The 16887-nt window shown below is 62.0% G+C and carries 12 protein-coding genes; all 12 read right to left on the bottom strand.

What is annotated here, in order from left to right; genetic code table 11:
• Position 1: 1 nt before the first annotated feature.
• Positions 2-2161: a glycogen debranching protein GlgX gene (gene glgX / locus M5B43_RS09410; protein ID WP_248749838.1), complete on the bottom strand. Its 2160-nt coding sequence runs from the start codon at positions 2159-2161 to the stop codon at positions 2-4.
• 129 nt (positions 2162-2290) lie between these two features.
• Positions 2291-2560 carry a DUF2934 domain-containing protein gene (locus M5B43_RS09405; protein WP_248749837.1) on the bottom strand — a complete coding sequence of 90 codons (270 nt, stop codon included), beginning with the start codon at positions 2558-2560 and terminating at the stop codon, positions 2291-2293.
• A 23-nt stretch (positions 2561-2583) separates the two neighbouring features.
• Positions 2584-5340, bottom strand: coding sequence for a malto-oligosyltrehalose synthase (locus M5B43_RS09400; RefSeq protein ID WP_248749836.1), 2757 nt, complete (start codon positions 5338-5340; stop codon positions 2584-2586).
• A complete protein-coding gene (gene malQ, locus M5B43_RS09395) occupies positions 5337-7421 on the bottom strand; it encodes a 4-alpha-glucanotransferase (RefSeq protein ID WP_248749835.1) in 2085 nt (694 codons plus the stop codon). The genes M5B43_RS09400 and malQ overlap by 4 nt, the downstream gene beginning before the upstream one ends.
• Positions 7418-9163 (bottom strand): malto-oligosyltrehalose trehalohydrolase, encoded by a 1746-nt coding sequence (gene treZ / locus M5B43_RS09390; RefSeq protein ID WP_248749834.1) that lies wholly within the window; start codon positions 9161-9163, stop codon positions 7418-7420. Before treZ ends, malQ begins: the two co-directional genes overlap by 4 nt.
• Positions 9164-9181: 18 nt before the next feature.
• Positions 9182-10738 carry a glycogen synthase GlgA gene (gene glgA, locus M5B43_RS09385; protein WP_248749833.1) on the bottom strand — a complete coding sequence of 519 codons (1557 nt, stop codon included), beginning with the start codon at positions 10736-10738 and terminating at the stop codon, positions 9182-9184.
• Between the two features lie 479 nt (positions 10739-11217).
• Positions 11218-12171: a D-2-hydroxyacid dehydrogenase family protein gene (locus M5B43_RS09380; protein ID WP_248749832.1), complete on the bottom strand. Its 954-nt coding sequence runs from the start codon at positions 12169-12171 to the stop codon at positions 11218-11220.
• Positions 12172-12197: 26 nt separating this feature from the next.
• On the bottom strand, positions 12198-13199 hold the full coding sequence (locus tag M5B43_RS09375) for an alpha/beta hydrolase (protein WP_248749831.1): 1002 nt from the start codon (positions 13197-13199) through the stop codon (positions 12198-12200).
• 45 nt (positions 13200-13244) lie between these two features.
• Positions 13245-13688, bottom strand: a complete 444-nt coding sequence (locus tag M5B43_RS09370) for a YqaA family protein (protein WP_248749830.1) — start codon at positions 13686-13688, stop codon at positions 13245-13247.
• A gap of 3 nt (positions 13689-13691) precedes the next feature.
• Positions 13692-14138, bottom strand: coding sequence for a DUF411 domain-containing protein (locus M5B43_RS09365; RefSeq protein WP_248749829.1), 447 nt, complete (start codon positions 14136-14138; stop codon positions 13692-13694).
• An 82-nt stretch (positions 14139-14220) separates the two neighbouring features.
• Positions 14221-14679, bottom strand: coding sequence for an SRPBCC family protein (locus tag M5B43_RS09360; RefSeq protein WP_248749828.1), 459 nt, complete (start codon positions 14677-14679; stop codon positions 14221-14223).
• Between the two features lie 89 nt (positions 14680-14768).
• On the bottom strand, positions 14769-16763 hold the full coding sequence (locus M5B43_RS09355; protein ID WP_248749827.1) for a methyl-accepting chemotaxis protein: 1995 nt from the start codon (positions 16761-16763) through the stop codon (positions 14769-14771).
• Positions 16764-16887: the final 124 nt, after the last annotated feature.

Below are 16887 nucleotides of genomic sequence, written 5' to 3'. Positions count from 1 at the left end.
TTCACACCTCGTCGTCGCGCTGAAGCTCGAATAACAGCAACGAACGGCCCGTCACGGCGTACTCGTGCTCGAAGTCAAAACGTTCCTGGCCGCGCACCGCCGGTTCATTGGTATCGAGCATGCAGGTCCAGAACTCACCCTGGGGCACCGGTGGCAGGCGGAAGTTGACCATGTCGTGATGGGCGTTCACCACCAGCAACAGGGTGGCATCGGCGCCGGCACGGCGTATCCCGGTTTCCTGGGCGCGGCCATCCATCAGCATGCCCAGGCAACGGCCGTGGCTGTCTTGCCACTGTTCGGTGGTCATCTCATTGCCATCCGGTGCCAGCCAGGTGACGTCCTTGACGCCGATATCTTCGTTGTAGTCGCCGACCAGGAAACGGCCACGGCGCAGGATCGGGTACGCCAGGCGCAGCTTGATCAGGCGTTTTACGAACTTGAGCAGGGCCTTGCCGTCGTCGTCCAGGTCCCAGTTGACCCAGCCGATTTCACTGTCCTGGCAATAAGCGTTGTTGTTGCCGTGCTGGGTGCGGGCAAACTCATCGCCGGCCACGATCATCGGCGTGCCCTGGGCCAGTAACAGGGTGGCGAAGAAGTTACGCATCTGGCGCAGGCGCAGCGCATTGATCTGCGGGTCGTCGGTAGGGCCTTCGACGCCGTGGTTCCACGACAGGTTGTTATTACTGCCGTCCTGGTTGTTCTCGTCGTTGGCCTCGTTGTGCTTGTCGTTGTACGACACCAGGTCGTGCAGGGTAAAACCGTCATGGGCGGTGATGAAATTCACCGAGCTGTATGGCCTGCGCCCGCGGTGGTTGAACATCTCACCCGAGGCGGTCATGCGCCCGGCGAAGTCAGCCAGTTGGCCGTCGTCGCCTTTCCAGAACGCGCGCACCGTATCGCGAAAGCGGTCGTTCCATTCCACCCAGCCCGGCGGGAAGTTACCCACCTGATAGCCGCCGGGGCCGCAGTCCCAGGGTTCGGCGATGAGTTTCAACTGGCGCAGCACCGGGTCCTGGCGGCACGCGACGAGGAAGCTATGGCGTTCGTCAAAGCCGTCGCGGTAGCGGCCAAGGATGGTCGCCAGGTCAAAGCGGAAACCATCCACATGCATCTCGGTGGCCCAGTAGCGCAGGGAGTCGGTGACCATTTGCAGCACGCACGGGTGGCTCAGGTCCAGGGTGTTGCCGGTGCCGGAGTCATTGATGTAGAAGCGCTTGTCGTCGGGCATCAGGCGGTAGTAGGAGGCGTTGTCGATACCGCGCATGGACAGGGTGGGGCCGCGCTCGTTGCCTTCGGCGGTGTGGTTGTAGACCACGTCGAGGATCACCTCCAGCTTCTGCTCATGCAGGTGCGCGACCATCTCCTTGAACTCGGCGATCTTGCCGCTGGCCAGGTAGCGTGGGTCGGGGGCAAAAAACGCAATGCTGTTGTAACCCCAGTAGTTGGTCATGCCTTTTTGCAGCAGGTGCTGATCGTTGACGAAGGCATGCACCGGCAGCAGTTCCACGGATGAGACGCCCAATTGGCGGATGTGCTTGAGCACATCGTCTTCCATCAAGCCCGCGCAGGTGCCGCGCACCGATTCGCCCACCGAAGGGTGACGCATGCTGATGCCGCGCAGGTGGGTCTCATAAATGATCGTACGGTCCCACGGCACGCGCACGGGCTGGTCGTTGCCCCAGGTGTGTGCCGGGTCGATGACCTTGCACTTGGGCACGAACGGCGCGCTGTCGCGCTCGTCGAAACTGAGGTCATCGTCGGGGTGACCGATGGTGTAGCCGAACAGCGCCTCGGACCATTTGAGTTCGCCCACCAGCTGTTTGGCATAGGGGTCGATCAGCAGTTTGTTGTGGTTGAAGCGGTGACCGTTGGCCGGGTCATACGCACCGTACACGCGATAGCCGTAAATCAGCCCCGGGTGGGCGTCGGGCAGGTAGCCGTGGAAGGTTTCGTCGGTGTATTCGGGCAGCTCGATGCGTTCCAGTTCTACCGTGCCGGTATCGTCGAACAGGCACAACTCCACTTTGGTGGCGTTGGCCGAGAACAGCGCGAAGTTGACACCCAAGCCGTCCCAGGTGGCGCCGAGCGGGAAGGGCAAACCTTCACGAATCCGCGACGGCTCGTGGTCCGGCGTGGTTGGGGTGTTGTCGGGTTTGCTCATTGAGTTGCTCCTGCAAGGGTCTTTTTTCGGGCCGAACACGGTCCTGCCGACGATCGTTCAGCTGACGCAATGGAACGTGAAAGTGGCCCCCTGACGACCGTGTCGACAGGAGGCTCATGGGTACATGCCTTAAGGCTTGGGCTTCTTTGGGGCCGCTGGCTTTTTCGCCGCCGGGGGCGCTGGTTTGCTGGCGGCGGGTGCCGCAGGCTTGGCCTTTGCCGCAGGTTTGGGCGCGGTCTTGGGTTTGGCGGTGGCCTTGGGTTTGCTCGGCGTCAGTGCTTCGGCTTCCGCCAGCTTGCGCGCCATCTCCCAGTGGCGAGTGTCTTGACCATGTGGTTTGCCCTCGGACTCCCAGATCTGATGTGCTAATTCGCGGATGCGTTTGTCTTCATTACTCATCACAAACTCCTCATAGAAAATTTTCAGCTTTCTTGAATATCAGGATTGATAAAGACATTGACCGGGAAGTCCCCCAGGGCAGCGTTGATCAGCAACTCCTTGTCTGGTGTGACTGCACCTGTGTGAAAAAGTCCCTTCCAGTTTTGCGTTGGGCAGGCGAACGGTAATTTCACCCGTGTATCGCCCCAAACCTGCGCATTGATGTGGGGCAGCACACTGTTTTCAAGCAAGCGATGGGGCCAGCGCGGCACCACCACCAGCATGCGCTTACCGTGGGATTCGCGGCAGAAAGCGACGACGTGCTGCGCGTGTTTACCGATGACTTGCAGCGGTGTGTAGCAGCCGCTGCGCAAGCGTTCGGGCTCAGCCTTGCGCATGGCCAACACCTGGGCAATCAGCGCCTGTTTGATGCGCCCGTCGCGCCAGTGAGACAACAGTTCGCCGACGTCCGGTGAGGTATTCAATGCGTGTTGCCGTGCGTTGAAGTCCACTGGGCGACGGTTGTCCGGGTCCACCAGGCTGAAGTCCCAGAACTCATCGCCCTGGTACACGTCCGGTACCCCCGGTACGGTGAGGTGAAGCAAGGTTTGCGCCAGGCTGTTGACCGCACCGGCCGGGGCGATGGTCTGGGCCGCCATGCCGATCGCATCGCGCAGGGCGCGGCCTTCATCGCTGAGTAACAGGCGCGACAGGAAGGCTTCCACACCCCGTTCATAGGCTTCGTTGGGCGCGCTCCAACTGCTTTGCAGCTTGGCTTCGCGCAGGGCTTTTTGCTGCCACTGCCAGAGGCGCTGCCGATAACCTTCAAAATCAGGATCGAGGTCCAGCGGCCAACTGCCCAGCAGCACCTGATAAAGGATGAGTTCATCGCCTGCCGACGGGCTTTGCGCATCGTCACGCAACGGCGCTGCGAGCGTGCGCCATTGCTCGACCTGTTCGACATACCACGGCGCACACTCACTCAGCACCGCCAGGCGTGCGCGGGTGTCTTCGCCGCGCTTGTGGTCGTGGGTTGCGGTGGCCAGCAGGTTGTCGGGGAAGGTCTGCAAACGCTGTTGGTTGAGGCGATGAAAATCGGCCAGTGGCGCGCTGAACTGCTCGGTGTTGAAGCCCACATCATTGCGTGACAGCAGCACGGCCGAACGATAGAGCGCGGTATCTTCCACGGCCTTGGCGGCAGCGGGCGAAGTCAGTTGCTGGAAGCGTACGCAGGCATGCTTGAGCATCTTGCGCTCACGGCCCACCGGGCGGTGGCGCCACGGCTGGCCACCGAGCCATTTTTCCAGGTGATCCAGTACCGGCCAATCACCCTCGCTCAAGGTGCTGCGGGCACCGGCCAGGGCTTGCAGGAAAAACACATCGTCGCGCTCGCTACGCCCGCAGGCACTGATATAGGTGCGGTACACCGGGAAATGCACAATCAGTTCCTGCAGGGCGCGGCGGATAGCGCCCAAGGTCAGGTCGCGGGTCATCACGTCGTCCCGGGCCACTTGCAGCAGGGCCTGGGCCACGCTTTCAAAATCACCGGCCAGGGAGCCGTTGAGGATCTGTTGGCGTGCCAGCCAGGCTTCTTCAATAAAAGCGGCGGGCCGTTCGCTGTGACGGTTCCACAGGTTGGCCAGGGGGGCGAAGCCGTCAGGGTCGTGTTGTAACAGTGACAGCTGATTCATGAATTCATAGCCGGTGGTGCCGTCCACTTGCCAGTCTTCGCGCAGGCACTCACCGTCACCGAGGATTTTTTCCACGAAGATCGGCACATGCCGCTCGGGCAACAGTGCGTCCACACGACGTCGCAGCTTGCGGCAATAACCGCGAGGGTCGGCCAGCCCATCGACATGGTCGATGCGCAGGCCATCGACCAGGCCGTCGCTGATCAGTGCGAAAATTTTGCCGTGGGTGGCTTCGAACACGGCGCTGCGTTCGACACGCAGGCCGCCCAACTCGTTGACGTCGAAGAAGCGCCGCCAGTTGATATCGTCGGCGGCGGTGCGCCAACTGGCGAGGCGGTAGGTCTGTTGCTCCAGCAGTTGGTGCAGGCGCTTGAAACCTTCGGGCCGGCGCCCGTCGAACGCGGCCAGGCGGTGTTCGATGGCGCGCAGCACCTCGCCCTCGGTGGCGCGTTCGGCCAGCGCCTGTTTCAGCCAGGCGGCTTCGGTATAGGCGTCGTCTTGGTAAGCGAGCGCACTGAAACGCTCGCCCAGCGGCTTTAACCACTCATCGGTGCCGAGGATCAACGCGTAATCGCGGGGGCAGATCGGGAAGCGGTGTTCGTAATGCTTGACGTAGAACGCGCCCTGGCTGGCGTCAAAGTGCAGCGTCAGGCTCCCGGTTTGCAAGGCTTCGCCGTAATCGCTGCCAAGGAACGGCATCAGCAATTGGCCCTTTAGCAGCGGGTCGGGCGAGTGCCACTGGACATCGAAGAACTCGCTGTAGGGGCTCAAGCGCCCCCACTCCAGCAGGTCCAGCCACCACGGGTTATCCGCGCCACCGACGGCCATATGGTTGGACACGATATCGAGGATCAGGCCCATGCCGTGTTCACGCAGCGCCGCGACCAGGCGGCGTAACGCGGGTTCGCCACCCAGCTCGGGGTTGACGGTGGTCGGGTCGACCACGTCGTAGCCGTGCAGGGAGCCGGCGCGGGCGGCGAGCAACGGTGACGCATACACATGGCTGATCCCCAGCTGGGCGAAGTACGGCACCCATGGCACCGCATCATCCAGGGTGAAACCTTTATGCAGTTGCAGGCGCTGAGTCGCACGCAAGGGTGGCACGTTCATCGGTCACGCTCATGGGCTTGGTTGCGCGCCACGGCCAGTAGCTCCAGGCGGCGGGCGGCGTTGTCGTGGTCGAGCAGGCTAGCGGCCTCACCCGGCAGGCGGCGCCGCCAATTGGGGTGTGTGTCGAGGGTGCCGGGCAGGTTGGCTTGTTCTTCGATGCCCAGGGCGTCCTCCAGCGGCAGCAACACCAGCGGGGCGCGGGTGTGGCCCAGGTAGCGCACGCTGGCATCGATCATTTGGTCGGTGTCATTGCGGATTTCATCAATGAAGTTCTGCGGGTCTTGGCTCAAGGCTTGGCGCAACGCCTGGCGCTCACGCAGGCGATGTTCGCTCCATTGTTCTACGGTCGGTGCATCGATCAGGTCCAGTTGGATATTCCATTCGATATCGCGGCGATGCCACCAGCCATTGAGGGTGGGCAGGTCATGGGTGCTGGTGGTGGCCAGGGCGTTGTCGGGCCAGTCGAGAATAGGCTTGAAGCGGCCCTCGTGATTCTGTTCGAAGAGCAGCACGCGCATGCCCAGGATCGAACGGCCGATGAGTTTTTCGCGTAGGCCATCGGGCACGGTGCCCAGGTCTTCACCGAGGACGATGGCTTGGTGTCGATGGGACTCCAGGGCCAGCAGGCGCAACAGATCGTCCACCGGGTAATACAAGTACGCGCCTTCGCGGGGCGAGGCGCCCACGGGGATCACCCACAAGCGTTGCAGGCCCATCACATGATCGATACGCAAGCCGCCGGCATGGGCGAAGTTGGCCCGCAGCATTTCGATAAAGGCGCGAAAACCATGGCGCTTGAGACCTTCCGGGGAGAACGCGGAGATCCCCCAACCCTGGCCTGCGCGGTTAAGAATGTCGGGTGGCGCGCCAACGGTCAGGTTCGCCAGCAGTTCATCCTGGCGGCTCCAGGCTTGGCTACCACCGCCGTCCGCGCCAACGGCCAGGTCGGCGATCAGGCCGACGCCCATGCCGCTGCCTCGGGCGGCCTGTTGTGCACGTTCCAGGCTGCGGGCGATCAGCCATTGGGTGAACGCGAAGTAACCGATTTCATCGCGGTGGTCCTCGGCGAACTGGGCCAGGGCCGGGCTCTGTGGCGTGCGCCATGGCAACGGCCAGTGGCGCCAGTCGAGGTCTTCGCCGGCCGCGGCACGCATTGCTTGCACGGCTTCGAAGCGGCAGTGGTTTTCCAGGGCTTCACCGCCGGCCTGGCGGAAACTCTGGAAGTCGGCGTGCTGTGGATGTTCACCGTGGCGGAAGTCTTCATACAGTGCGCGCAGCAGGCGCTGCTTGGCCTTGGCGGCGGCGGGCCAGTCGATCAGCGTGAGTTGTTCCAGGGCGTGCAGTTCGTCAGCCAGGCCGGTGGCCTCGATGGCGTTACGCACTTCGCGCTCGCCCAGGATGCAACTCGGTGAGGCATACAGGCTGTTGAGAAACAGCCGGCTGGAGGGCGAGTAGGGGCTGTAGCGTTCGGTGTCGGCGCTGAACATCGCGTGCATCGGGCTGATCGCCAGGGCGTCGGCCCCGCGCTCGGCGGCCGCGCGGGCCAGGTGTTCGAGCGCCAGGGTGTCACCGAAGCCGCCGTCACCAAGGCGACGCAGGGCATACAGCTGGGCGCTCAAGCCCCAGGCGCGGGCGGGGCGGCTATCGACCGCTTCGGCCACGCTGTAACAATGGGATGGGGCGACGGCGAGGGTGAAGCTTTGATCGCCGATATGCACCGGATGGTAGCCAAGGGCGGTCACTCCGGGCAGCACGGCGTTGCCATCCAGGTGTAGTTCCAGGGTATCGCCGCCTTCGAGGTTCACGCGGCAAGGCGTGTGCGCGGGGAAGAAACGGGCCAGGTCCAAGCCTTCGCCGCTGTCGATGGTCATCAAGGGCGGTAAATGCTTGTCTTGTTGTGCCCGCTCCAATTCCAGCAGGCTGGCGTCGATTTCGGCATCGGTATCGGCCGGGTGGCCCAGCCCTTTGAGCACGGCGCGCAGGGCGTCGGGCTTAACGTGTTGCGGGCGACCGTTGGCATCGATCCAATCGACGGCCAGGCCCGCGCGGCTGGCGAGTAGTTCCAGGTTCGCTTCGCTCAAAAGTGTTCTCCAACAGGGGCTAGGGAAACGCGTGCGCTGAAGGGCGGCAGGTGCGTAGTTGGACTGGCAGGCGTTTGGAAAAGCAGGTGTTGCGGTGTCGGCTGTTCGAGGGGCGTGGCGCTCAGGTTCAGGTCGATCTGCAGCACGCTGCCATTGCCCAGGCGCCAACGCGCGCTGACGGCGCCGTCTGCCAGCACCTGCGCGCCCAGGGCGACGCTGCCGGGCAAGTGCGGCACGACATGCTGGTGACGAAGGCTCAGCAACTGGCGGTAGAGTGAGGTGTGCGCGTTCTCTGTCAGCCGGGGCGTTGATTGCTCGAAGGTCGGCAGGGCATTGGGGTCGGGAATGTGTTCGCGTCGTTCAGGGTCACGGAAGGCCGCGAAGTCAGCGAATTCGGCGCGCCGGCCTTCGCGCACCGCTTGGGCCAGTTCCCCGTGGTGATCGGTGAAAAACAGAAAGGGGGCTTGTGCGTTGACTTCATCGCCCATAAACATCAACGGGATCATCGGCGACATCAGCAATAACGTGGTGGCCGCTTTCAGCGCCTGTGGCGAGCACAGGTGATGCAGGCGTTCACCCAGGGCGCGGTTGCCGATCTGGTCGTGGTTCTGCAAGAACGCCACGAAGGCACTGGGTGGCAAGTCGGCGCTGGGTTCGCCGCGTTCGTGGCCATGGCGCGTGGTCTGGCCTTGATAGATAAAACCTTCACCCAGGCAGCGTGCCAGTTTGGCGGTGGGGTCTTGCGCGAAGTCGCGGTAATAGGCGTCGGTTTCGCCGGTGAGCACTACGTGCAGCACGTTATGAAAGTCGTCGTTCCATTGGGCATCGAAGCCGTGCTTGAGCAAACCGGCCTGATTGAACTCGTTTTCCAGCACTAACCAGACATGCCGGCCGCTATCCACCTGCTGGCGAACCCGTTGGGCCAGTTCCTGCAGGAACCCGGGATTGTCGATGGCGTGCACCGCATCCAGGCGCAAGCCGTCGAAGCGGTACTCCAGCAACCACATCAGCGCGTTGTCGAGGAAGAAGTCGCGCACCTCACGGCGATCAAAATCAATGCCTGCGCCCCAGGGCGTGTGCACCGCTTCTTGGAAGAAGCCTTTGGCGTATCGGCCCAGGTAATTGCCGTCGGGACCGAAGTGGTTGTAGACCACATCGAGGATAACGGCCAGGCCGTGTTCGTGGGCGCTGTCGATCAGGGCCTTGAGGTGTTCCGGGGGGCCGTAGGAGGCTTGAGGCGCGTAGGGCAGAACCCCGTCGTAACCCCAATTGCGTTCACCGGGAAATTGCGCCAGCGGCATCAGTTCAATCGCGCTCACGCCGAGTTCGGCCAGGCGCGGCAGTTGCTTTTCAACCGCGGCGTAGCCGCCGAGTGTGCCTACGTGCAGTTCGTAGATCACCGCCTCATGCCACGGGCGGCCTTGCCAGTCATTGTGCCGCCAGGCATAAGCGAGCGGGTCGACGACGATGCTCCAACCGTGCACATCCGACGCTTGGGCCCGGGACGCGGGGTCGGGCACGTCGAGTTCGCCGTCGATGTTGTAGCGGTAACGCGTGCCCGCCGGGCACTTTATTTCAACCTCAAACCAACCCTCTGCCTGGGGCAGCATGGCGATGGATTTGCCGTCTTCCAATTCAACGCTGACATAAAACGCATCTGGCGCCCACAAGGCAAAACGCGTGTGTTGTGCGTCCAGCATGATTGCGCCGTGGGGCCAGGTTTCCAGAGTCCGTAACGGCATCTATGAAGACCTCCCTGATTACTTGGTCGATTTCCCCAGTGCTTTAGCCACCAGCTGCTCATACAGTTCGGCGTAGGGTTCCACCGCCTGGCACCAGTTGAAAGGCTGGGTCATGGCGCGGCTGCGCATGGCGTTGAGCAGGCGTGGGAAGCCGAACACCTTGAACGCACGGCTCAGGGCTTCCTGGTAGCTCTGCACGCTGGACTCGTTGAACAGGAAACCGGTGACGCCATCTTCAATGGTGTCGGCCAGGCCGCCGGTGTTACGCGCCACCGGCAACGAACCAAAGCGCTGGGCGTACATCTGGCTCAGGCCGCAGGGCTCATAGCGTGAAGGCATCAGCAGGAAATCACTGCCGGCAAACATACGGCGGGCATCGGTCTCGTTGAAACCAATGCGGACCCCGACCTGGCCAGGAAAGCGCAGTGCCAGTTCGCGCATGGCGTGTTCTTCTTCCGGTTCACCGCGGCCGATGATCGCGATCTGGCCACCGTTCTCGACGATAAACCCGGCCACCGCTTCGGTCAGGTCCAGGCCCTTCTGGTAGACCAGGCGCGAAACCACGGCGAACAGCGGGCCAGTGGAATCGTGCAGGCCAAACAGCTCGCGCACATGCGCGGCGTTGACGGCCTTGCCTTCCCAGTCACCGATATTGAAGTTGTGGGTCAGGTGGGTGTCGGTGGAGGTTTCCCAGCTTTCGTCGATACCGTTGGGAATGCCGCTGAGCAGACCTTGCTGGGTCTTGCTGGCGAGGAAACCATCCAGGCCACAACCGAACTCCGGGGTGGTGATTTCCTGGGCATACGTCGCGCTGACGGTGGTGATATGGCTGGAATAAGCCATGCCGGCCTTGAGAAACGACATCTTGCCGTAGAACTCCATGCCCTCCTGTTGCAGGGCATGGGGCGGAATCCCCAGTTCCGGGGTGGACGCCAGGCTCACCACACCTTGGTAGGCCAGGTTATGTATGGTGAACAGGGTCGGCGTGCGTGAACCACGCCAGTGCATATACGCCGGGGCCAGGCCGGCTGGCCAGTCATGGGCGTGCACCAGGTCGGGGCACCAGTGGATTTGCGCAAGGTTGGCCGCCATGTCGGCGGCGGCCAGGCCCAGGCGGGCGAAGCGAATGTGGTTGTCCGGCCAGTCGCGACCGTTGTTGGCGCCGTAGGGCGTGCCTTCGCGCTCGTACAGTTCCGGGCAGATCAGCACGTAGATGACCAGGCCGTCCTTGAGGTCCATGCGCCCGATCTTGCACGGCGGCAGCGCGGCGTGGCCACCCAGCTCACCGACGATATGAATCGGGTTATCGCTTTCCATTACTTGCGGGTAACCCGGGATCAGCACACGCACATCGTGCAGATGAGCCATCGCGCGGGGCAGGGCGGCAGACACGTCGCCCAGGCCGCCGGTCTTCACCAGGTCGGCGAACTCGGAGGTGACAAACAGGACTTTCTTTCGATTGGGATTCTGGCTCACGATCGGCCGCACAGTGTTGGGCAGGTCGGCCAACGATGTAGGTCCCCCTGCCGGCTGACTGAAACGCGCTCCCTGAGTATCTACTGCGGCACTGATCATAATGCACTCCCATCTGTTGGTTGGCTAATGGCCCGCTGCCATAAGCTCCGATTGGCCGCATCCTGCGGCCAGGCACACAAGCGCTATACAAGCTGGCAAGGCGTATGCCAGTTGCACGGTGAGCTTAAAAAGATTGGATGGACGGGCATTCGGCCTGAAGCGCGCGTGCTCGCCCTTACCTGAAACTTGACCAGCGGCAGGTTTCGAAAGTTTAGATTTTTTGCGGGGTTTTTGTTTTGGAACGGACCCATCGGTCATGAGTCTAGGACAGATCCCAGCGCCTGCAGGGTTTATGTGGGAATTTTGTAGGACAAAAAAATTTTAACGATATGCCGCCCTGCCTCGGTAGGCGCGAGCTTGCTCGTGAAAAAACAAAGGGCGCCGCGTAAAACCAGAATGGCCGCGTTATCGTTGGCGTTTTTCGCGAGCAAGCTCGCTCCTACATAAATACAGGGTGAAAAACGCACTGGAGTGGTGCGTCAGGTGAGCCCGCGAATGGGCACACCATTGGCCCAGGCATGGATATCTTCGATCATCTGCTGATAGAACTGCCGGTAGTTCTGCTCACTCACGTACCCCACGTGTGGCGTAGCCAGCACATTGGGCAAGCTGCGAAACGGATGGTCGGCCGGCAGCGGTTCCTGGGCATACACATCCAGCGCCGCCCCGGCCAGCCGACCGCTGCGCAATGCTTGCACCAGCGCCTGCTCATCCACAATCGGCCCGCGTGCAGTGTTTACCAGCCGCGCGGTGGGTTTCATCCAGCCCAACGCTTGCGCATCCACCAGGCCACGGCTGCGCTCGCTGAGTACCAGGTGGATGGTTAGAATATCCGCCTGCTCAAACAGCTCGCGCTTGCTGACCCAGGTCGCCCCCGATTCAGCCGCGCGCTCGGGCGTGAGGTTTTCACTCCAGGCAATCACCCGCATGCCGAACACCTGGGCGAACCTGGCGACTTTCTGGCCAATGCTGCCCAGCCCCAGGATGCCCAACGTCTTGCCATGCAGATCGCCGCCCAGGCCGACCTGCCATCCGCCCGCACGCAGTGAGTTGGCTTCGGCGAGCAGATTGCGCGTAGAGGCCATGATCAAGGCCCAGGTCAGCTCCGGTGCGGCGTGTTTATAGCTGTCGGTGCCACACACCTGGATGCCCAGGGCCTTGGCTGCGGGAACGTCGATGGCGGCATTGCGCATGCCGCCGGTCACCAGCAATTTGAGTTTGGGCAGCCCTTGCAGCAGGGCCTTATCGAAGGTGGAGCGTTCGCGCATGACGCAAATGATGTCGAACGTCTTTAAACGCTCAATCATCGTGGCGGTATCAGCTGGGTAGTCGTGGAGAAAATGCACCTGGCCCACGCCATCCAGCACCGACCAGTCCACTGCACCACTGGCCACATCCTGCCAATCATCCATCACTGCGATCTGTACCGACATGCCCGCGTGCCTCGAAAAAGGTTGGATTAAAGGGCGTTCAAGCCCTGTAACAGCGCTTTATGAAACTGTTCCGGCTTTTCCATCTGGGGTGCATGCCCCAATCCAGGGAATTCCACCAAGGTGGCATGGGGAATCAGCTTGGCCACCTGCTTGCCCAGTACCTCGTAATGACCGATTTTGGCCTTGACCGCCGCCGGCGCCACGTCTTTGCCGATGGCGGTGGTGTCGCTGGTGCCGATCAGCAGCAGGGTGGGCACCTGCAGGTCCTTGAATTCGTAGTACACGGGCTGGGTGAAGATCATGTCGTAAATCAACGCCGAGTTCCAGGCGACCTGCAGATGCCCCGGGCCTTGGTTCAGGCCGGCGAGCATCTGCACCCAGCGCTCGTATTCAGGCTTCCAGCGCCCGACGTAATAGGTGCTGCGCTCATAGTTGCGTACACCATCGGCGCTCAGTTTCAGCTCGCGCTGATACCACTGGTCGACGCTCTGGTAAGGCACGCCGAGGGCTTTCCAGTCTTCCAGGCCGATGGGGTTCACCAAACCAAGCTGTTCGGTTTGCTGGGGGTACATCAATGCATAGCGCGTGGCGAGCATGCCGCCGGTGGAGTGGCCGATGATCGTGGCCTTTTGGATGCCGAGCTTTTCCAGCAGTTGATGGGTGTTGGTCGCCAGTTGCTGGAAGCTGTACTGGTAATGGTCGGGTTTGCTGGAGGTGCAAAAACCGATCTGGTCCGGGGCGATGACGCGGTAACCGGCGTCACTCAGCGCCTTGATCGAACCTTCCCAGGTGGCGCCGCAGAAGTTCTTGCCGTGCATCAGCACCACTGCACGGCCGTTGGGCTTGCCTTTGGCGGCGACATCCATGTAACCCATTTGCAGGGGTTTGCCTTGGGATTGGAAGGCGAAGTGCTCGACGGGATAGGGGTATTGGAAGCCTTGCAGTTCGGGGCCGTAGGTGGCGGCGAACGCGGGGGCCGCATTGGCTATGAGCAGGCTGGCGATGCACAAGGCACGGATTGCAGGCATGGGCTTGGGCTCCGAGAGAGATGCCCGGATGCTGTTGGGGGAGGATTAAGTGGGGATTAACACCCAATGCAAGGTCAGCGCTGCAAGTACGCCGTAACGCAGGCTTTTGGCCAGGGTCACCAATAGCAGAAAACGCCACAACGGCTCGCGCATCACCCCGGCCACCAACGTCAGCGGGTCTCCAATAATCGGCACCCAACTGAGCAACAGCGTCCAATGCCCCCAGCGTTCGTAATGACGGTGGGCGTTGTCCAACTGTTGGGTGCTGACCGGAAACCAGCGTCGAGTCTTGAAGTGATCGACCCAGCGTCCCAACAGCCAATTGACCACCGAACCCAGCACATTGCCCAGCGTGGCGATGCCCAACAGCAGCCACAGGCTGTAATGCCCGTTGAGCAGCAGGCCGACGAGCACGGCTTCCGATTGCAAAGGCAGTAACGTCGCCGCGCCAAACGCTGCGACGAAGAGCCCCAGGTAACCCATTAACATCGGTCAGTGTGCCGGGTAGTCAGCGACTACCACGTCGTCGCCATCCCGAGTCAGGCCGATGACTTGATACGCCTCGCTGCGTCCTTGCACCTCCATGCCTGGCGAGCCCAAGGGCATACCCGGTGCTGCGATTCCCCGCAGGTCGGCGCGCTGGCGCAAGGCCAGGACCTGCTCTGCGGGTACATGGCCTTCGACGAACTTGCCGTCGATTACCGCGGTATGGCACGAGCCGAGGCGTGGAGCCACGCCCAGGCGTTGTTTGACCGCGCCCATGTCGGCTTCAACGTGGTCGTTGACCTTCAAGCCATTGCTTTGCAGGTGGCTGATCCATTGTTTGCAGCAGCCGCAGTTGGCGTCGCGGTGTACGTCGATGGGGATCAGCTCGGCGGCCTGGGCCAGGGTGGTGGTGAACAGGACCGAGAGCAGGGCCAGTCGCAATGGGGTTTTCATCGGTGGTCTCACTGAATGCGGGGCGATAGGCCGGGCATTCTCCCTGCTTTTTCCAGCGGTACGCAGCGGTAATGTTTCTAAATTATACGAAGGCGGCGCTTTCCAACCGATGTTTGAGCTGGTCCAGGGCCAGGGTCGACAAGTCGATCATGCGCTGATGCAAGGTGGCGAGTTGCAGTTCGGTTTCGTAGGTCAGCACGCGCTTGAACAGCGTCCCATCGCGCTGGGCCTGCAAGAGGTAATGAATGGAACCGTCTACGGCCAGGGACGTGAACACGGTCTTGAACTCACCCGGGCGGCGGGCAATTTGCACGCGATAAGCCAGGGGTATGCGCACGCCCAACAGGTCGATGACCTCGGTAAAACGACTGCCCACCGGCAGTGAACCGCGGGTACCGGTGTCGGCGCTGAGGGAGGAGGGGTGCCATTCGTGCCAGCGGTCGGGCTGGGTCACGTAGTCGTAAACGGTCTCGATAGGGGCTTGGATGAAACAATCCTGACTGATCTGCTCCACGCGAACCGAACGATCAATAGCGTGCATGACACACCTCCTGTGTGGCGGGAATTTACGCTAGGAGTTGTCAGAGTAGTCCGACTCCCGCGCTTTGCACGGGAGTCTGCAAGCCGTGATCAACGAACTTTAAAGCGCCCCATCAAGCTAATTACCCGACCATTGGCCTCCAACAGGCTCTGGGTATTGGTTTCAGTGGCATGGCCGCTTTGCACCAGCTCTTCGACCATATGTCGGATCTGCACCATGCTGCGGTTGATCTCTTCGGTCACCGCGCTTTGTTGTTCGGCGGCGGTGGCGATCTGAGTGCTGAGGTTGTTGATATGGCTGACCGAACCGGCCATTTCGTCCAGGCCGGTATTGACCCGTGCCGTGGCATCCGCCGCCGATTGGCAACTGGCCTGGGTGTTTTCCATGGCCGCCACCGACGAACTCACCCCGGTGGTCAAGCGCGCCAACATCTCGTTGATTTGCGAGGTGCTGGCCTGGGTGCGCGCGGCCAGGGCCCGCACCTCGTCGGCCACTACGGCGAAACCACGGCCTTGCTCGCCGGCACGCGCGGCTTCAATCGCGGCGTTGAGTGCCAACAGGTTGGTCTGGCCGGCAATGGCGCCGATCACCCCGAGGGTTTCGGTGATGCGCGCAGCGTCCTGGCGCATGTTTTCGACGGTGTGGGTAGCGCTGGCCACTTCACCGATCAAGGCGCTGACGCTGTTGGACGCTTCACCCACCACCACACGGGAACGGTCGGCGTGCTCGTTGGCGCGCTGGGTGAACGAGGCGGTTTCTGCGGCGTTTTGCGCGACGGTGTCGGCGGTGGAACTCATTTCGGTGATCGCCGTGACCGTTTGATCGGTTTCCGAGGCATGCCGTACCAGGATCTGGTTGGTATGGGCCGAGGTGTGCTGCAGCTGTTCGAGCCCGGACGACATGGCGCCCGTGGCCTGTGTCACTTCGCCAATCATGTTCTGCAGGTAGATGATAAAGCGGTTCACCGAATGGCCGATGGCACCCAGTTCGTCCTCGGCGCGGATGGTGATGCGCCGCGTCAGGTCGGCATCGCCGGCAGACAACGCATCGATATTGCTCTTCAGCGTCGTCATGCGCTGCACCAGTTGGCGGATCGCATAGACCGCCAGCAGCACCAGCAGCAACACCATGGGGATTTGCACCAAGGCCAGGCTGCCCAGCACATCGTTGCGCTGGGCCGTGATCAATGACGTGGGCAGGGCGGTGGCGAGGAACCAGGGCGTGCCCTCGATGGGGCGCATGTAGAAGGTGCTGGCCACGCCCTGATTGTCGAACTCACTGCGCTGCAACCCTTGGTCGCGGTGGGCGAGGGCGGCACTGACTTGCGCGGCGAACGCCGAGGTGCCGGCCAGTTCGCTGATGTTTTTCAGCACCACCGGGCCGCTGATGCGCGTGCTATTGCTGATGATCTTGCCGTCACCCTCGACGATCAGCATCTGGCCACCGATGTCTTTTTCTTTATTGGCCACCAAGTCATTGAAGAAACCCAGGGTCACGTCGATGGTGGCGACGCCGTAGGCCGCACCGTCACGCTGGATGGCCATGGCGCAGTTGGTGCGCGGCTCCTGGCTGGCATCGTCTTTATAGGCGGCTGCCCAGGCGCACTGGCCGCGCGGCGAGGCGAGGCCACCCTTGTACCAGCTCTGGTCGTAATAGTTGGGCGCGGCATCGCTGTTCCAGAAGGTGTTCACCGCCAGCTTGCCCGACGCATCACGGTGCCAGAAGGTGCTGTGCTTGTTGCGGCCCGGGGTGCGCTGGTTGGGCAACGGCCAGATACCGCCGCCGAACACTTTCAACTCACCATACTGGTCCACCAGGCCAGGCAGGACCTTGTCGATGGCATCGCTGTCGAGCAGGGCAATGGTCTGGGTGATGCTGCGTTGCTGGGCTTGAACCTTGTTGAGCTCGCCCTGGATCTGTTCGGCCACTTCGGCCACGCGGTTGAGCACCACCTGTTCTTCGGTGTGTTGCAGCTTGGGCGCGACCAGTTGGCCGATTCCGACGACGGTCAATACAAAGAGCACGAGGACGAACAGCAGCAGAAACAGGGTGTAGCGAGCTTGGATGGAGCGCAGTGGGGGCATGGGGATCGTCCTTACGAAGCGTTTATTATCGACGCGGCTTTGTTGGAGCTTCGTAGGGCTATCGGCTGGGTAAACAGGAGCTTTAGGTACTATCGTGCAAAGTGTAGGCCCCGGTTGTTGCCCG

It is taken from the genome of Pseudomonas sp. MWU15-20650 (assembly GCF_023242475.1).
Taxonomy (GTDB): domain Bacteria; phylum Pseudomonadota; class Gammaproteobacteria; order Pseudomonadales; family Pseudomonadaceae; genus Aquipseudomonas.
The sequence above is the reverse complement of the archived record's forward strand: the minus strand, read 5'-3'. Positions and strand labels throughout refer to the sequence as shown.

Excerpts from the sequence above, each read along its gene's own strand:
- glgX (WP_248749838.1), bottom strand. The coding sequence starts at position 2,161 with ATGAGCAAACCCGACAACACCCCAACCACGCCGGACCACGAGCCGTCG.
- M5B43_RS09405 (WP_248749837.1), bottom strand. The coding sequence starts at position 2,560 with ATGAGTAATGAAGACAAACGCATCCGCGAATTAGCACATCAGATCTGG.
- M5B43_RS09400 (WP_248749836.1), bottom strand. The coding sequence starts at position 5,340 with ATGAACGTGCCACCCTTGCGTGCGACTCAGCGCCTGCAACTGCATAAA.
- treZ (WP_248749834.1), bottom strand. The coding sequence starts at position 9,163 with ATGCCGTTACGGACTCTGGAAACCTGGCCCCACGGCGCAATCATGCTG.
- glgA (WP_248749833.1), bottom strand. The coding sequence starts at position 10,738 with ATGATCAGTGCCGCAGTAGATACTCAGGGAGCGCGTTTCAGTCAGCCG.
- M5B43_RS09380 (WP_248749832.1), bottom strand. The coding sequence starts at position 12,171 with ATGTCGGTACAGATCGCAGTGATGGATGATTGGCAGGATGTGGCCAGT.
- M5B43_RS09375 (WP_248749831.1), bottom strand. The coding sequence starts at position 13,199 with ATGCCTGCAATCCGTGCCTTGTGCATCGCCAGCCTGCTCATAGCCAAT.
- M5B43_RS09370 (WP_248749830.1), bottom strand. The coding sequence starts at position 13,688 with ATGTTAATGGGTTACCTGGGGCTCTTCGTCGCAGCGTTTGGCGCGGCG.
- M5B43_RS09365 (WP_248749829.1), bottom strand. The coding sequence starts at position 14,138 with ATGAAAACCCCATTGCGACTGGCCCTGCTCTCGGTCCTGTTCACCACC.
- M5B43_RS09360 (WP_248749828.1), bottom strand. The coding sequence starts at position 14,679 with ATGCACGCTATTGATCGTTCGGTTCGCGTGGAGCAGATCAGTCAGGAT.
- M5B43_RS09355 (WP_248749827.1), bottom strand. The coding sequence starts at position 16,763 with ATGCCCCCACTGCGCTCCATCCAAGCTCGCTACACCCTGTTTCTGCTG.